We start from the raw sequence: 15,867 nt of genomic DNA, 5'->3' as shown, positions 1-15,867 counted from the left end.
TAGAATGAATATGCAATTTTCGTCGTTTTCTAAAGCAAATTTCCGCGTCGTTTTATCAGCAACAGTCGTTTGTTGCGGTCTTTTAGGCGCGGGCAATATTGCCAAGGCCGCTGATATGGTCACATCCGTCGAGCCTACTTATTCAGGCGCCGGCGTCTGCGGACACCAGCACGTGCTCAGCAGTGTGAGCTATAAATTCTATCACGAAGTCCGTCATGTCCCCGGTTTACCTCTCGTCCGCATCAAGGATATGGGCAATATCGTGATGACGCGTGAAGAGCCAGCGGCAACCAAGCTGAATATAGACCGTCAGTATTGCAGTGCAACGGCTGTCATGAATGATGGCAGCACCTATCCGGTCTGGTATATGGTCGAATTCGGGCAGGGTTTTACCGGTGTAGGCGGTTTCAATGTTGAATTCTGTGTGGAAGGATTTGACAAATGGCGCATTCAGGACGGTAACTGCCGGGCAGTTCGTTAATGCGTCTCTTGGGATCGGCTACATCGCCTTTCGTTGCGAAAGCGCGATTGGCCGCCTATTATCTGAATATTGACCTTGAAGAAATAGCCGTCGATACCTTTCACGATCCTGAAGAGCTCACCAAATTTAACCCTCTGGGAAAAATACCGGCGCTTATTACCGATGATGGAGATGTCTTTTTTGATAGTCCCGTCATTCTGAGCTATCTGGATTATCTAGGCGGAAACAAGCTTTTTCCGCAAGATCCGCTGGCACGGATCAAGGTGGAGCGTCTGGAAGCCGCAGCTGATGGTCTATGCGATGTATTGGTTGCCCATGTCTATGAAAGACGCTACCGCCCTGAAGCATTGGTGCATCAGCCATGGTTGGATAAACAATGGGGAAAAGCGACGCGGATGTTGGACTACTTTGAGGAAAATGTTCCCCAGCTCGACAAACTCGATGCCGGCAATCTGACACTTGCTATTGTCCTGAATTTCGCTGAGCTCCGATTTGCCGGTTTATGGGACGAAAAACGCCCGCAGCTTAAAAACTGGCGTGATCTATTCATACTGAAATACGCAGATTTGCAGGCGCTATTGCCATAAAAAGTTTTCGTGGTTTCATCTTGACTGACATAGTCTTTGCAAAAATCAGAGACACAGCAGGCATTGGCAAGATTGTTTTCATATGAGGCACTTGATTTAAGCGTCGGAGATGGCCATTTTCTGGGCACACCTTTAATGTATAATTTCGCGTCTGGAGAGCACATTAACGGGGATGTAAAATCGAAGTCAGACAGCAAACCCGGGATACGATGAACATAATGAAGCAAAAACGTCCTGTTGCCCTTATTACCGGAGGTTCCAAAAGGCTTGGTGCCGCGATCGCGCTAGATCTGGCTGCAAACGGCTTTAATCTTGCTATCCACTACCTGAATGGACGTGATCAAGCCAACGCACTTGTTGACGAATTGAGAAGTTTGGGGGCTGAAGCGCATTGCTTCCATGCCGATCTTTTAAAAACGAAAGGCGTAGGGCTGACAGACGCGGTCGTCCAAAAGATGGGGCCTGTCGAGCTACTCGTCAATAATGCATCGCTGTTCATTGATGATCACATCGGTTCTCTAAATGAGAAAGTTTGGGACGACCATTTTGCACTTCATCTTCGTACACCTACTATCCTTGCCGATGCGATGCACAATTATCTTCCCAAAGACGGCAACGGCTTGATTGTGAATATGATTGACCAGAGAGTTTGGAAGCCCAATCCACAATTTTTATCCTATACGCTCTCTAAATCTGCATTGTGGACATTGACGCAAACACTTGCGCAAGCATTGGCACCCCATATTCGTGTGAATGCTATAGGCCCTGGACCATCATTGAAGAGCCCGAGACAAAGCGATCAGGATTTTCTTGATCAGACACAAGCAGTTTTGTTGCAACACGGCCCATCACTGACAGAGTTTGGGGCTACTGTGCGCTATTTTTGGCAACAGACTTCGGTCACAGGCCAGATGATCGCATTGGATGGTGGTCAGCATCTCATGTGGCAAACACCAGACCTTGCCGGTCAGATTGAATAGAAATGACCGCTGAACACAAGAATATCGGCAATGCCGATGATGAGAATTTCCTTCCCAAAGAGGAAGAGGATATCGCACCAACGCTACCCGATATTACTTGGGATAGCGCGAATTATCCTGATGATGAGAAAAAGCTGAGCGGCGCACTCCTTATTCAGGAATTCGTCAAAAATCTGCCGAATAAACCCGGCGTCTATCGTATGTTCGATGAAGAATCGAATGTGCTCTACGTTGGTAAAGCCCGTAATCTGAAAAAGCGCGTATCCAACTATGCCCGCGGCCAAGGACATAGTAACCGCATCGCGCGGATGATTCGTGCAACATGCCATATGGAATTTGTTGTAACGAATACGGAGACTGAAGCGTTATTGCTGGAAGCGAATCTTATCAAGAGGTTGCGCCCAAGATTTAATGTTCTTCTGCGGGACGATAAAAGCTTTCCCTATATTATTATCACGCGTGACCACCGCGCACCCGCGGTGTTTAAGCATCGTGGCGCGCGTTCGCGTAAAGGCGATTATTTCGGCCCTTTTGCATCCGCCGGCGCCGTTACACGGACAATTAATGCGATGCAACGCGCTTTCTTGCTGCGTACCTGCACCGATTCTGTCCTTGATAGCAGAACGAGGCCGTGCTTACTGCATCAGATCAAACGTTGCTCAGCACCCTGCACCGATGAAATCAGCGACGCCGATTATATGAAACTGGTTGACGAGGCGAAGGCGTTTCTTTCAGGTAAGAGCCAGACAATCCAGGATGAAATGGCAAAAGCCATGCATGCGGCGGCCGAGCAACTGGATTTTGAGCGCGCTGCTATCTATCGCGATCGCCTTTCAGCGTTATCACACGTGCAAAGCCATCAGGGTATCAATCCGCAAACGGTCGATGAGGCTGATGTTTTTGCAATCGCGCAACAAGGCGGAATGACCTGCATTCAGGTATTCTTTTTCAGGACCGGCCAGAATTGGGGAAATCGCGCTTATTTCCCAAAAGCCGATCCGTCGATCTCTGCCGCAGAAGTTTTGGAAGCGTTCCTTGCCCAATTCTACGATGACAAGCCTGTACCAAAGCTGATTCTCTTATCTGAAGCGGTGGAAGAGCAAGAGCTTCTGTCGCAAGCCTTGAGCCTTAAAGCAGAACGTAAGTTGACGATAACCGTACCACAGCGCGGTGAACGCAAAGCATTGGTTGACCACGCTCATACCAATGCGCGCGAAGCCTTGGGCAGGCGCTTGGCCGAAACCTCAACCCAAAACAAATTGCTTGAAGGTATGGCTGAGACATTCGGACTATCCAAAGTTCCCCGCCGGATCGAGGTTTACGATAACTCCCACATTATGGGCACGAATGCCGTCGGCGGCATGATCGTTGCGGGTGCGGATGGTTTCATCAAAAATCAGTATCGCAAGTTCAACATCCGCTCTACCGATATCACTCCCGGTGACGATTTCGGCATGATGAAAGAAGTGATAACACGCCGGTTCTCACGCCTTCTTAAGGATTATGGATTGCCTGATGAAAGCGCGCAACAAACAGGAACGGACGAAGATGCATTTCCAACCTGGCCAGATGTGATCCTGATTGACGGCGGTGAAGGCCAGATGGGTGTCGTCCGCAAGATGTTGCGTGAGCTTGGTGTTGATACGGTTGTCACCGCAATTGGTGTCGCCAAAGGCGTGGACCGCGAGGCGGGACGTGAGCGTTTCTTCATGTCTGGACGTCAACCGTTCATGCTTCCACCGCGCGATCCGGTATTGTATTTTTTGCAACGGTTACGCGATGAAGCACACCGCTTTGCCATTGGTACCCATCGCGCGAAACGCAAGAAAGAAATGATCAAGAACCCACTTGATGAAGTGGAAGGCATCGGACCTTCACGCAAGCGTGCGCTACTTAGCCATTTCGGTACAGCCAAAGCCGTGTCGCGCGCGGCGGTTGAAGATCTTATGAAGGTCGATGGTATATCGGCTGCAATGGCGCGGCAAATTCACGATCATTTTAACGAAAGATAAAGCTTGTTTCCACATTTTGTGCCCGTTAGATGTATAAGATCAAAGATATAAGTGATTTTGTTGAATGGTTTGTGTGTTAAACGGTTTCATCTATTCAGCAGCGCATATAAAAATCGGTATTCGGATTGATTTTGTTGTCCCATACAAGATTGGCCGATAAGTATTAGAGGACAGAAAACGGCTCTATGAAGAAACATACTTTTTCTCTGCCCAACATCCTGACCTATGCGCGTATTGTCGCTGTTCCTCTTGTTGTGTTGTGTTTTTTTGCTGAAGGACGTTTGCAATCGACCGATCCTGCACGTTGGACCGCCGTCGCGATATTTGTTGTTGCTTCTGTTACCGATTTTTTTGACGGCTATCTCGCGCGCATTTGGAAACAAACCTCCAATATCGGCCGCATGTTGGATCCTATTGCCGATAAACTCCTTGTATCTGCTTGTCTGCTTCTCCTCGCTGCTGACAGTACCATAGCGGGTTGGACACTATGGGCCGCCATTATCATCCTATGTCGTGAAATTCTTGTTTCCGGCCTCAGAGAGTATTTGGCGGAACTTAAGGTCAGCGTTCCGGTTTCCCGATTAGCGAAGTGGAAAACGACCGTACAGATGGTCGCCATCGTTTTTCTTCTAGCGGGGCCGGCTGGCAATAAAGTCATTCCTTATGCAATGGAATTCGGACTGGTTATGCTTTGGGTCGCGGCTATCCTCACGCTTTGGACTGGATGGGATTATTTTCGAGCCGGTCTGAAACATGTGATAAATTGAAAGATCAGAAATGAAGTTACGTTATTTTGCCTGGGTTCGAGAGCGCATTGGTCGTGATGAAGAAGACCTTGCCATACCTGATACGGTGGTAACAGTTGCCGATTTGCTGAGATTTTTGCGAAGCTTGGGCGACAACTACGCTTATGCCCTTGAAGCGCCGGAGCTCATTCGCGTCGCTATTGATCAAGAACATGTCGAACATGATATTGCTTTAGCCGGCGCAAGCGAAGTCGCACTCTTCCCCCCGATGACAGGCGGTTGATGTCCATGACTTTCAGTGTACGCGTTCAGTCTGATGACTTTGACATGTCAGCAGAGGTTGAAAAGCTTCATGCCGGTAATAAGGCTATTGGAGGAATCGTCGCTTTTACCGGTTTTTGTCGGGATGAGAATGGCACGCTCTCGGCACTCGAGATTGAGCATTATCCCGATATGGCCGAAAAACACATCAGTGCTATCGTAAAACAGGCTAAACAGCGGTGGCCGCTTATCGGCATCACGGTCATTCACCGCTTTGGTTATATCAAGGCAGGTGAGCAGATTGTATTGGTCGCCACATCCTCATCACACCGACGGGCAGCTTTCGAAGCCGCTGACTTCATTATGGATTATCTGAAAACCGAAGCACCTTTTTGGAAAAAAGAACATCTTGCCAATGGCGAAACGAGCGATTGGGTCATGGCGAAAGACGAAGATGACGAAACGAAAAGACGCTGGCTCTAGAGATATCCATTTTGTGTTGGTTCGTAATTCTGTTCTAAATCTCTCTGTTTTACCGAAGCTCTATTCCGGTCGAAGGGAAAAAAGGAAATGATCCTGTGAATAATTTTTCTCGCATAGGCGTTCCATACTTTTCAGGAATTGCTCTAACGCGCCCCTAACAAGGGTTGAATCTTGAAAGCTTTTCCCTGAAGCCAATCTTTCAAATGCGATTGGGTCTATTGATTGTTTGCATGAGACATATGCATGTGGTTTATTTCCCGATCATAGCAAGTCTCTTATTTTCGTGCTGAACTGTCAAATGCCGCCGCCTTAATTTCTCCTGAAATTTCGCTATAGCTTTGTGCAAAGTCGTTGATGGTCAGGTTGCAATCTGCAAATTTTATTGTCAAAATTGCTGTCAGTCAGACGCTTGAACATCTTAAGTAAAGGTCACATACATATATGAAACGTCGCATCATAGCAGCTTTATCCCTCGGTGCTGCTGCTCTAGCCAGTCTGGCAGTCCTTTCTATACCGGCAATGGTTATTAATACGTCTGTCCCTGCAATAAGTGCAGCGGAAACGTCTACGATCCATGGCAGCGTTTCTTATCGCCAGCGCATTGCCCTGCCCCAACATGCCTATCTCATTGTTCAGCTAGTGGACGTATCAAATCCTGATGGTCCTTTTCCGGTTGTCTCTGAAACATCTATACAACCCAAGGGGCAAGTCCCTATCGCATTCGCTTTGCCTGTCGATAATAGCAAGCTTAAAAATGGATCGAAATACGCCCTTCAAGCGCGGATTGTTGTGGGAGACATCCTCTGGTTTGTCAGCGATGAAAGAATGCCAGTCGATCTTACCGACAAAACAGCAAACTACGCTATCAATCTAGGCATGGTTGCGCAAACAACTACAACAAAACAAACTGTCCCGACCGTGATCAACGGACAAGAATGGCGTGTGGAAGATATCTTTGGTGGAGGGATCATCGATTCTTCGCATATGACAATCATGATCGATCAAAAGGCTGATAATGCAGATAATAAAGACACGCCAAAATACCGCGTAAGCGGGACAGGTGGCTGCAACCGTTACTTTTCTTCCGTGACCATTAACGAGGCAGACCAAACGCTTGATTTTGCCCCACCGGCAATGACATTCATGGCCTGTGCGGAGGCAATATCACAGCAGGAAAGCCGGTTTGTCGAAATGATGGGCAAGGCAAATAGCTACACTTTCGACGATATTGGCCGCTTGTTTCTAAAGGATGCCGACGGCAATTATATTGCCCGTCTAGTCCCCGATCTTTGATCGGAACCAGAAGCGGCGCACGTTTCGAAATTCTGAAAAATATGACATGACAAGATACAAAAAAGCCCGGTTGTTACACCGGGCTTTTTTGTAAGACATTGTAAGATGCTTCAGCCAACGATTTCCGTGCCGGAAAACCAATAGGCGATCTCTTCTTTCGCTGTTTCAACAGCATCGGAACCGTGAACGGAGTTTTCACCGATCGAAAGTGCATGAACCTTGCGGATCGTACCCTCGGCAGCATCAGCTGGATTTGTTGCGCCCATAACTTCGCGGTTTTTAGCGATAGCGTTTTCACCTTCAAGAACCTGAACAATTGTCGGGCCGGAAGACATGAATTCGGTCAATTCGCCAAAGAAAGGACGTTCTTTATGAACAGCGTAGAAACCTTCAGCTTCGCGCAGGCTCATCCAAACGCGCTTGGATGCGACAACGCGCAAACCCGCATCTTCCAGCATCTTGGTGATAGCGCCAGTGAGATTGCGACGGGTAGCGTCAGGTTTAATCATCGAAAAAGTACGTTCTAAAGCCATGTGACTTAACCTTTTTGTTGAGAGAATTTCAGTTGCCGGTTCTATAAACGGATAACAGACTTTTGCCAAGTAAAACCCTTCATCAACAATGACAAACACGCGGCAAAACTGTTATTGCGTGATAAATCGGCTAGGAATTGACGATATGACGGTCAAAGCCTTTTGACGCGCGGCTATTTGCAGCGATTTTTCTTGCACTTCAATCCAAGCCATGCAAAAGCCTGAAACATTATGTTGATTTTAAATGATATCACCATCCGCATGGCCGGACGTTTGCTGATCGACCACGCCAGTGTTATGCTGCCGGAAGGTTCAAAAACCGGCTTTGTCGGCCATAATGGTACTGGCAAATCCACCCTATTCCGTGCAATTACCGGCGATCTCGCGCCTGAGACCGGTGACATCAGCATGCCGAAAGATACCCGTATCGGTCAGGTGGCCCAGGAAGCGCCGGCAACGGAACAATCGCTGCTTGAAATCGTGCTTGAAGCCGACAAGGAACGCGCCCAACTGATGAGCGAAGCGGAAACAGCTACAGACCCGATGCGTATTGCTGAAATCCATACCCGGCTTACGGATATTGATGCGCATTCCGCCGAAGCGCGCGCTGGCAGCATTTTGTCCGGCCTTGGATTTGATGCTGCGGCGCAAAACCGACCAGCATCGTCATTTTCCGGCGGCTGGCGTATGCGTGTTGCGCTTGCTGCCGTTCTTTTTGCCGAACCCGATTTGCTCCTATTGGACGAACCAACCAACTATCTTGATCTTGAAGGCACTTTATGGCTGGTGGAATATGTGCGCAAATATCCGCACACCGTTATCATCATCAGCCATGATCGTGATTTGCTCAACAGTGCAACCACATCAATCATGCATCTTGAAAATAAGAAGCTGACATTCTGGCGTGGCAACTACGACCAGTTTGAACGCCAGCGCGCCGAGACGATCGAGCTGCAACAAAAGCAGGCGACGAAACAAGAAGCACATCGCAAACATATTGAAGCGTTTGTTGCCCGTTTTCGCGCTAAAGCGACAAAGGCGCGACAAGCGCAATCACGCTTGAAAGCGCTTGAAAAATTAAAGCCTGTTGCTGTCTGGAAAGACGAGCACGTGCAGCCTTTTACTTTTCCGCAGGCAACAAAGATCGCTGCGTCGCCTATCATCGCGTTATCCAAGGTTGATGTGGGTTACGAAACCGACAAGCCAATCTTGCGCAATCTCGATCTTCGAATTGATAATGATGACAGAATCGCACTGTTAGGCTCTAATGGTAATGGTAAGTCCACCCTTGCCAAATTGCTATCGGGGCGTTTACCTGCTGAAAAAGGCAGCATTACACTGTCCCCTAATCTGAAGGTTGCTTTTTTTGCCCAACATCAGCTGGATGATTTACGACCGGAAGAAAATCCGATTGAGCATGTTCGTCGATTGATGCCCGGTCAGCCGGAAGCGAAGATTAGAGCAGCTGTAGCGCGTATGGGCCTTGCAACTGAAAAGATGATGACCAAGGCTAAAGAATTATCCGGCGGTGAAAAGGCACGCTTACTTATGGGCTTGGCAACATTTGACGGCCCCAACCTGCTGATCCTCGATGAGCCGACAAACCACCTCGATATTGATAGTCGTGAAGAGTTGGTGCATGCTTTGAATGAATTCAATGGTGCAGTTATCCTCATCGCGCATGATCGCCACCTCATTGAGGCGACAATGGATCGCCTGTGGTTGGTTAAAGACGGTGGTGTGAAACCATATGACGGTGATATGGATGATTATCGTGTGGACGTTCTTGGGTTGTCAAAACCCAAAGAAGTGAAAACCGTCAAGGAGGCACCAGCGTCGCGTTCCAAAAATGACCAGCGCAAAGCCAATGCTGAGAAAAGGGCCAACCTTGCACCCTTGCGCAAGCAGATCACGGATACGGAAGCGCTTATGGAACGGCTGCAAAAGTTGATAGCGCGGCTTGATGATGCTTTGGCGGATGGGGAGCTTTATGCAAAATCTCCCGAAATTGTCGCTGAAAAGGCCAAAGAGCGTGCTGACGCGGCAAAACGCCTAGATGATGCCGAAGCTCGCTGGCTCAAACTCAGTGATGAGTATGACGCTGCCATGGGCTGAATGCAGATGAGGTTCAGGGCTCATTAATCAAGTTGGGAACCGAGAGTCGCACCGATGCAGATATCTCCGAAAGAGGTGTACTCACATCTTTCATAACGAGTAACAACGCATCGTCAACTTTCATCTTGGAAAAACAGGTTCTTGACACTATTACCTAGCTGATAGGCTTGGTGGCGAACATATGGGTAGCTATACGCTTTCTGGCGGGACGAAATTCTGGATCTTCCTTTTATGAAAAGCCGACCGGAACCAATCTATATTATCCTGCGGCATTTAGTTAAAGAGCATGTTCTTCTCCAGTCATACATTTGCTTTCCAGTCAGCAGAAGGCAAATTGGCTTTCCAACTTTATCACGGACCCTTTGCAACTTCGAGTTCAAATCATCATTCGTGCACTTGATGAGACGGTAAGAATCGTTTCTTGAAAGGCTCGCCCTATACGATGCGCCTTGAAGTTTAGGGCGATAGTAATGGTGCGTTGACGCTTTTGGCCCTATCTCGTGACACAGGTGAAGATACGGTCAAACATTCACAAGCCTGCTGCGGCTTATGAAGCTGGTCTAAAGAATCAAAGCGAACCTTTTTGCCGACCGGCGGATCTTTTTATTGCAGACCATGTTTGATGATACAGCCAATGCCGCCGATAACGGGCTTGTCACCCTCCTCTTATGAGGCAGCGAATAACAGAACGATACCCCCTCATCTGTTCTTCGCTCAATAACATAAATCACTCATTGGCCTCACCTCAATAAAACCACCAAATAACAAATAAAAAAAACCGAAAATCTTGAACACTAAAATGCCTAATCTGGAATAACAAGAAATACGATGTAGCTTATGATTTCAATGCGAACTATTATTGTATCCTTTTCTTGTGTTCCGTAAGACCTAAATTCCTTTAATTCAACCATTACGCTTGGGCGCATATGGAACTCCTATTATACTCAATCCCGCTCCAATCATGACGTAAAAAGCTGGCGACATATTGTTGCCGGTAAAGGCGATAAACCATGTAACTATTAAGGAAGCAAACCCGCCGAATATTGTTACAGCGAAATTATAGGCGACCGATACACCTGTTGACATGATCTGTGTTGGAAAAAGGTGAGCGAATGCTCCAATGATAGGTCCGGTGTATATGCCCGAAAGAATACCGAATACACATTGGAAGACAATCAGAGATGCCAGTGTTTGGTATGCATTGATATAGGCGAACATTGGCCATGCAAGCAGAAATATAAATATAGCAGCGATTAACATAACTACACGGGAACCGATGCGATCAGCAAGCAGACCGGCCAAGGGTGCAGCGATCATCATCGTAAGTCCACCCATAATCCCAGAAATAAAACCGTCTTGTTTCGGCATACCAAGAATTCCAGAAGCATAGGTAGGCATATAAAACAGCAATATGTAAAACGATACGGTCCACAGAATTACAATTAACAGGCTGACGGTCGTTTCACGGAGATGATTAGACAGTACATCGCGCAGAGGCGTTTTTTCTTTCTTGTCTTTCAGCGCTTCAAAAGCAGGGCTTTCATTTAGATGTGTACGAAAATAATAACCGATAGGACCAATGAGCGAACCGAGAATGAATGGAATACGCCAACCCCAACTCTGCAAAGATTCTTCATCTAATAAAAGCGTAACGAGTGTTCCCGAAACAGCCCCAAGTACGACTGAAAACCCTATGCTCGATAAAATCCAGCTCGCATAATAAGAACGCCTGTTTTCAGGTGCATTTTCTGTTAGGAATGCGGATGCGCTACCCATTTCGCCCCCTGCAGAAAAGCCTTGCGCCAATCTTGCCAGAACAATAATGACAGGTGCAGCAAATCCTATCGTTTCAAAAGAAGGCGTAAGGCCGATAACAAGCGTACTTGTGGCCATCATGAGAATTGTAATTGTCAGTGCAGCTTTTCGTCCGACCTTATCACCATAAATCCCCAAGATGATACCACCGATGGGACGCATAATAAAACCAACACCGAAGGTCGCAACCGTTAACAATAACGATGTCAGGTAGTTTCCGGTTGGAAAAAATACCGTTGCCAGAATGATGGCGAAGTAGCTATAAACTGTGAAATCAAACCATTCTAGCCCATTTCCTATAACCGTAGCAATGATGGCTTTTCTTCTTTTCGAAGCTAGTTTTAATGTGTCCATTATATTCCCCATATATTTATTATTATGCTTTTTGGTAATCAATCATGTGTATAAATAAGATTGAATTGAGTCCACATTTGCCATTTACCTAGGTAATCATGAGGAGGCTGAATATGGGAGGAAAGAATATTTATGATACTGATACACCCAAAGTTTCATTTGAGAGTGTCTTCAAATGTTTGCCTATTGCATGCGCTGTACTAAACTATCGTAGTGTTTACGCCTATAATGACCAATTTTCCGAGCTTTGGGAATGTGGCGATACTGATCTAAGAAACAGATCTTTTGATGCGTTTTATGCTTCTCAAGAAGACTTTAGTGCCGTTGCAATAACGGTTGCCCCCATACTTTCGCAAAAAGGTCATTATACACACGACAAGCTGCTGCGAAAATACACCGGCAAGGCATTTTGGTGCCGCGTTTCAGGCACATCACTTCATCGTGACGATCCATATAAGTGGGTTATTTGGATATTTCAGGATTTGAAAGACGATGGAATTCACTCCACATTTAAAGAGCTTACTAATCGGGAAAAAGATGTTGCACGACTTCTTTTCGATGGCCTCTCAAGCAAAGAAATCGCGATTAAACTGGGTATCAGTTATCGCACTATAGATGTTTATCGGCTGAATCTCTTAAGAAAATTTCGTGTTAAAACCACACAAGACCTGCTTGATCTATTGAATCGGCAGCCATTACTCAATAGATCATAGAAAAAGTGGAACATTGCCGTTCATTCCTATGATCGGCAATGTCTTGCAAACTACAAATCAGAACCCGTTTTTTTTCACAAAACGCCCGCCTTTCATGATAATCGGCATATGTTGGCCTTGGCCGGTCAGAAGCTTCACATCAGCAAGCGGATCACCATCAACCACAATGAGGTCTGCATAAGCGCCCGACTCTAAACAGCCGATTTTGCCTTCCATGCGTAAAAGTTTTGCTGCCACAGATGTTGCAGATGCTATCACTTCATGAGCAGGCAGTACCTGCGTGCGAATGATAAACTCTTCTGATTGGTGAACATGCATTCCGCCAAGAAGATCTGTGCCGTAAGCCATTGGCAACCCAGCCTCGCGCATAATTTTTAGCGACTGAAGGCCTGATAAGCGGACATCATCAACTTTGGCAACAGATGTTGCAGGTAGGCCCATAGATGCACCTTCGCTGAACAGTTTTTCGAAAGTAACCAGTGTGGGCACTGCTATACACCCCTTTTGGTTAGCCAAGATGGCTGTTTCTTTACCAATAATATTACAGTGTTCAAGCGAGTGAACGCCGCATTCAACGGCACGCCTTATCGCTTTATCTGTGTAAAGATGCGCTGAGACGTAAGTGCCTGCATTTTCTGCTTCTTCGACAACGGCAATCAGCTCTTCACGGCAGAAACCTAAAAAATGAATCGGATCTGTTGGAGACGAAACCCCGCCGTTTGCCATAATTTTAATGAAATCAGCACCACCTTTTATTTCTTCGCGGGCGGCTTTACGTATGGCATCAACGCCATCAACAACACGACCCATAGCCCCTAGTGGAAGGTGATACTGACGTACTGGTGCATCATCATAACGTCCACGATAGTCTGTATGCCCCCCTGTTTGGCACAGTGCCTTGCCGCTGATAACAAGTCGCGGGGTTGGCGTCATGGCTTCTAAAGAACCCTGAACAAGGCCTGCTGTCGCACCTCCAACGTCACGTACTGTGGTAAAGCCTCGATGAATCATATCGTACATGATTTTAAGAGACCGAACCTAACAAGTGAATCAGGCAATTCGCTATTGGCTTTAAGATCTGGTGTTGATGCCATGACATGCACGTGTGCATCAATCAATCCTGGCATTAACGTTCTATTGTTGAGATCAATGGTTTCTACGCCCGATAAGGTGACAGAGCTACCATGCTCTTTTATTTTACCATCTTCCACAAGAAGGTTTGTTGGGTCAGATCGCTCCGATGAAATACCATCCACCAGTCGAGCATTTTTAAACAGAATTGTTGACATTTATCTTCCCTTTTCTTGATTGTTCCGTGGGGATGACCGCGCCTTTCATATCTCTCAAGTTGGTTGAGGCAATATTTGATAATTATGATTAAGCCAAAGCCTCACGGACAAAGTCCCCTGATAAACCATAACAAGATACGAAAATTGCAGCTAAGCTTTTTTTTACTTAAGTACCTGATTTCCAATATGTTGGAACCGTAGCTTTTTATTTATAGCATTCAACATAACTTTGTTTATAAGAAGAGCGTGTTCATAGAGCTTGGTGGGCTCTATAAGGAAATAGAACATTTCTAAGCGTTTAATAGAAACGGATCATCCGTATGAGCGCTCTGTTAATAATTAAGAAACATTATGCCAGCAAATCATTGAACTAGTACATGAGCATAGCTGATATGGTGCGTATTTCAGATGCGCGTATGTCGGATACAGCTTACGGCACTGTGGTCCTTAACACTGCGCCAGAGGCAGCAGAAGGCGGCACGTTGGCGCTTGTTCAAAACGGTGACACCATCAGTCTCGACGTGCCCGCGCGTTCCCTTACACTGAACATTAGCGATGAGGAATTAGTGCGCCGTAAAGCCGTCTGGATTTCACCGGTAAAGCCGATAGAAAGCGGATATGCCGGGCTTTATGCCAGAACCGTCATGCAAGCCGATACAGGTGCTGATCTCGATTTTCTCATCGGCAAACGCGGCAGCGAGGTACTACGGGAAAGCCATTAAACATTGTGACACCTAAACCTCAAACAGCTGACAGCGGCCTCATCTCGAATATTGAGAGATGAGGTTTTTATGCTGGAAATCACTTTTTCCTCAAAGCCGACTCGACACGCATGAGAAATTTTTATAACTCTGGCCGATGTTTTTTGTAACTTCATTTCTCTAAAGCCGGAGGAGGCATTCCATTCATGTCACCCAATGCCAAAACACAAGGTGCCCAACCTAAAAATTCGGTCGGACAAGTTCTCTTGGCAAGTCTGATTGGTACGACGATTGAATTCTTCGATTTCTACGTTTTTGCTACAGCTGCCGCGTTGCTTTTTCCAGCTTTGTTTTTTCCTAAAGGTGACCCAGCTGTTGCATTGTTGAGTTCGTTTGCGGTTTTTGCTGCCGCATTTTTCGCCAGACCGCTTGGATCCATCATTTTCGGCCACTTTGGCGATAAGGTGGGACGCAAGGCGACTCTTGTCGCTGCATTGCTGACAATGGGAATATCGACAGTTTTGATCGGCTTTCTCCCAACGTATGAATCGATTGGCTGGCTGGCACCTTTTCTTTTAACGCTCTGCCGTTTTGGCCAAGGATTGGGATTAGGTGGAGAATGGGGCGGAGCAGTTTTGCTGGCAACGGAGAATGCACCACCTGAGAAACGCGGTTGGTACGCCATGTTTCCACAATTGGGTGCGCCTATCGGGCTTATCCTCTCATCCGGGACTTTCTGGCTGATGTGGAATTTTCTGTCTGAAACCCAGCGTTATGAATGGGGCTGGCGTATTCCATTTATTGCATCACTTATCTTGATCGTCGTTGGCCTCTGGGTGCGTTTGTCTATCAGCGAAACCCCTGAATTCAAAAAGGCAATCGAACGGGAAGAACGCGTTAAGGTACCAATGGCCGAGGTGTTTTTGAAGTTCCCGCGCGCATTGTTCCTCGGCACGTTTGCCGGTATGACAACCTTTGTACTGTTCTATCTCTTCAGTGCCTATCTTCTCTCCTATTCATCAAACCACCTGCATTTGCCATTTGACAAAGCTCTTGAGGTACAAATGCTTGGCGCAGTGTTCTTCGGCCTCCTAATTCCTTTTGCAGGAAAGATTTCTGACCGTATCGGACGCCGGCTTTTGATGATTTGGGTTACGATCTTCATTGGCATCTTCTCGTTTGCCGTGCCTTACTTACTGGATTCGGGAATTTGGGGTGTTTTCACTCTGTCAATCGTCGGGCTTGGTCTCATGGGCCTCACTTATGGGCCAATCGGCGCGACACTGGCATGCCCCTTCCCCACTGCGATCCGTTATAGTGGTGCTTCAATGACCTTCAATCTCGCAGGCATTGTCGGCGCATCTTTCGCACCTTACATCGCCGAGTCTTTGGTGCAAAACTTCGGAACCGCCTATATCGGTTACTATCTGTTGCTCTCGGCCTTCATATCACTGATTTGTTTTGTCGGTTTCACCGATGAAGAAATCTCGGGATGATGATCATG

13 protein-coding genes and 2 pseudogenes are annotated in these 15,867 nt (G+C 46.9%); 12 read left to right on the top strand and 3 right to left on the bottom strand.

Annotation, left to right across the window (positions count from 1 at the left end; translation table 11 throughout):
* Positions 1-4: 4 nt before the first annotated feature.
* From ACYSNS_RS06160 to ACYSNS_RS06125, 8 genes are all read left to right on the top strand, one after another.
* A complete protein-coding gene (locus ACYSNS_RS06160) occupies positions 5-481 on the top strand; it encodes a hypothetical protein (protein ID WP_461722258.1) in 477 nt (158 codons plus the stop codon).
* The gene (locus ACYSNS_RS06155) at positions 481-1,068 is read left to right on the top strand and encodes a glutathione S-transferase N-terminal domain-containing protein (RefSeq protein WP_461722257.1); all 588 of its coding nucleotides are present in this window, start codon (positions 481-483) and stop codon (positions 1,066-1,068) included. Before ACYSNS_RS06160 ends, ACYSNS_RS06155 begins: the two co-directional genes overlap by 1 nt.
* 218 nt (positions 1,069-1,286) lie before the next feature.
* Positions 1,287-2,048, top strand: coding sequence for an SDR family oxidoreductase (locus ACYSNS_RS06150; RefSeq protein WP_461722256.1), 762 nt, complete (start codon positions 1,287-1,289; stop codon positions 2,046-2,048).
* Between the two features lie 2 nt (positions 2,049-2,050).
* The gene (uvrC, locus tag ACYSNS_RS06145; RefSeq protein ID WP_461722255.1) at positions 2,051-4,060 is read left to right on the top strand and encodes an excinuclease ABC subunit UvrC; all 2,010 of its coding nucleotides are present in this window, start codon (positions 2,051-2,053) and stop codon (positions 4,058-4,060) included.
* 185 nt (positions 4,061-4,245) lie between these two features.
* Positions 4,246-4,827 (top strand): CDP-diacylglycerol--glycerol-3-phosphate 3-phosphatidyltransferase, encoded by a 582-nt coding sequence (gene pgsA, locus ACYSNS_RS06140; protein WP_461722254.1) that lies wholly within the window; start codon positions 4,246-4,248, stop codon positions 4,825-4,827.
* Positions 4,828-4,837: 10 nt separating this feature from the next.
* Positions 4,838-5,089 carry a molybdopterin converting factor subunit 1 gene (gene moaD / locus ACYSNS_RS06135; RefSeq protein ID WP_461722253.1) on the top strand — a complete coding sequence of 84 codons (252 nt, stop codon included), beginning with the start codon at positions 4,838-4,840 and terminating at the stop codon, positions 5,087-5,089.
* The gene (locus ACYSNS_RS06130; protein WP_461722252.1) at positions 5,089-5,550 is read left to right on the top strand and encodes a molybdenum cofactor biosynthesis protein MoaE; all 462 of its coding nucleotides are present in this window, start codon (positions 5,089-5,091) and stop codon (positions 5,548-5,550) included. Before moaD ends, ACYSNS_RS06130 begins: the two co-directional genes overlap by 1 nt.
* A gap of 441 nt (positions 5,551-5,991) precedes the next feature.
* Positions 5,992-6,843, top strand: coding sequence for a YbaY family lipoprotein (locus ACYSNS_RS06125; protein WP_461722251.1), 852 nt, complete (start codon positions 5,992-5,994; stop codon positions 6,841-6,843).
* A 110-nt stretch (positions 6,844-6,953) separates the two neighbouring features.
* Here the strand turns inward: ACYSNS_RS06125 and ndk are convergent, their stop codons facing one another.
* Entirely contained in the window at positions 6,954-7,376 is a 423-nt protein-coding gene (ndk, locus tag ACYSNS_RS06120; protein ID WP_461722250.1) for a nucleoside-diphosphate kinase, read from the bottom strand.
* Between the two features lie 231 nt (positions 7,377-7,607).
* Between ndk and ACYSNS_RS06115 the strand changes: the two genes are divergently transcribed.
* The gene (locus ACYSNS_RS06115) at positions 7,608-9,491 is read left to right on the top strand and encodes an ABC-F family ATP-binding cassette domain-containing protein (RefSeq protein WP_461722249.1); all 1,884 of its coding nucleotides are present in this window, start codon (positions 7,608-7,610) and stop codon (positions 9,489-9,491) included.
* A 903-nt stretch (positions 9,492-10,394) separates the two neighbouring features.
* Here ACYSNS_RS06115 and ACYSNS_RS06110 read toward each other — a convergent pair.
* Positions 10,395-11,660 carry an MFS transporter gene (locus ACYSNS_RS06110; protein WP_461722248.1) on the bottom strand — a complete coding sequence of 422 codons (1,266 nt, stop codon included), beginning with the start codon at positions 11,658-11,660 and terminating at the stop codon, positions 10,395-10,397.
* A 113-nt stretch (positions 11,661-11,773) separates the two neighbouring features.
* Here ACYSNS_RS06110 and ACYSNS_RS06105 point away from each other — a divergent pair, with 113 nt between their 5' ends.
* Positions 11,774-12,373: a LuxR C-terminal-related transcriptional regulator gene (locus ACYSNS_RS06105; RefSeq protein WP_461722247.1), complete on the top strand. Its 600-nt coding sequence runs from the start codon at positions 11,774-11,776 to the stop codon at positions 12,371-12,373.
* A 57-nt stretch (positions 12,374-12,430) separates the two neighbouring features.
* Here ACYSNS_RS06105 and ACYSNS_RS06100 read toward each other — a convergent pair.
* Positions 12,431-13,662 (bottom strand): annotated as a pseudogene (locus tag ACYSNS_RS06100) (metal-dependent hydrolase family protein).
* A 383-nt stretch (positions 13,663-14,045) separates the two neighbouring features.
* Here ACYSNS_RS06100 and ACYSNS_RS06095 point away from each other — a divergent pair.
* Positions 14,046-14,384 (top strand): annotated as a pseudogene (locus ACYSNS_RS06095) (dihydroxy-acid dehydratase); the annotation flags it as partial.
* 185 nt (positions 14,385-14,569) lie between these two features.
* Complete coding sequence (locus ACYSNS_RS06090; protein WP_461722246.1) at positions 14,570-15,859, top strand: MFS transporter; 1,290 nt, start codon at positions 14,570-14,572, stop codon at positions 15,857-15,859.
* The last annotated feature ends 8 nt before the right edge of the window (positions 15,860-15,867 follow it).

It is taken from the genome of Bartonella sp. LJL80 (assembly GCF_054871565.1).
The sequence above is the reverse complement of the archived record's forward strand: the minus strand, read 5'-3'. Positions and strand labels throughout refer to the sequence as shown.

Excerpts from the sequence above, each read along its gene's own strand:
- ACYSNS_RS06160 (WP_461722258.1), top strand. The coding sequence starts at position 5 with ATGAATATGCAATTTTCGTCGTTTTCTAAAGCAAATTTCCGCGTCGTT.
- ACYSNS_RS06155 (WP_461722257.1), top strand. The coding sequence starts at position 481 with ATGCGTCTCTTGGGATCGGCTACATCGCCTTTCGTTGCGAAAGCGCGA.
- ACYSNS_RS06150 (WP_461722256.1), top strand. The coding sequence starts at position 1,287 with ATGAAGCAAAAACGTCCTGTTGCCCTTATTACCGGAGGTTCCAAAAGG.
- uvrC (WP_461722255.1), top strand. The coding sequence starts at position 2,051 with ATGACCGCTGAACACAAGAATATCGGCAATGCCGATGATGAGAATTTC.
- pgsA (WP_461722254.1), top strand. The coding sequence starts at position 4,246 with ATGAAGAAACATACTTTTTCTCTGCCCAACATCCTGACCTATGCGCGT.
- moaD (WP_461722253.1), top strand. The coding sequence starts at position 4,838 with ATGAAGTTACGTTATTTTGCCTGGGTTCGAGAGCGCATTGGTCGTGAT.
- ACYSNS_RS06130 (WP_461722252.1), top strand. The coding sequence starts at position 5,089 with ATGTCCATGACTTTCAGTGTACGCGTTCAGTCTGATGACTTTGACATG.
- ACYSNS_RS06125 (WP_461722251.1), top strand. The coding sequence starts at position 5,992 with ATGAAACGTCGCATCATAGCAGCTTTATCCCTCGGTGCTGCTGCTCTA.
- ndk (WP_461722250.1), bottom strand. The coding sequence starts at position 7,376 with ATGGCTTTAGAACGTACTTTTTCGATGATTAAACCTGACGCTACCCGT.
- ACYSNS_RS06115 (WP_461722249.1), top strand. The coding sequence starts at position 7,608 with ATGTTGATTTTAAATGATATCACCATCCGCATGGCCGGACGTTTGCTG.
- ACYSNS_RS06110 (WP_461722248.1), bottom strand. The coding sequence starts at position 11,660 with ATGGACACATTAAAACTAGCTTCGAAAAGAAGAAAAGCCATCATTGCT.
- ACYSNS_RS06105 (WP_461722247.1), top strand. The coding sequence starts at position 11,774 with ATGGGAGGAAAGAATATTTATGATACTGATACACCCAAAGTTTCATTT.
- ACYSNS_RS06090 (WP_461722246.1), top strand. The coding sequence starts at position 14,570 with ATGTCACCCAATGCCAAAACACAAGGTGCCCAACCTAAAAATTCGGTC.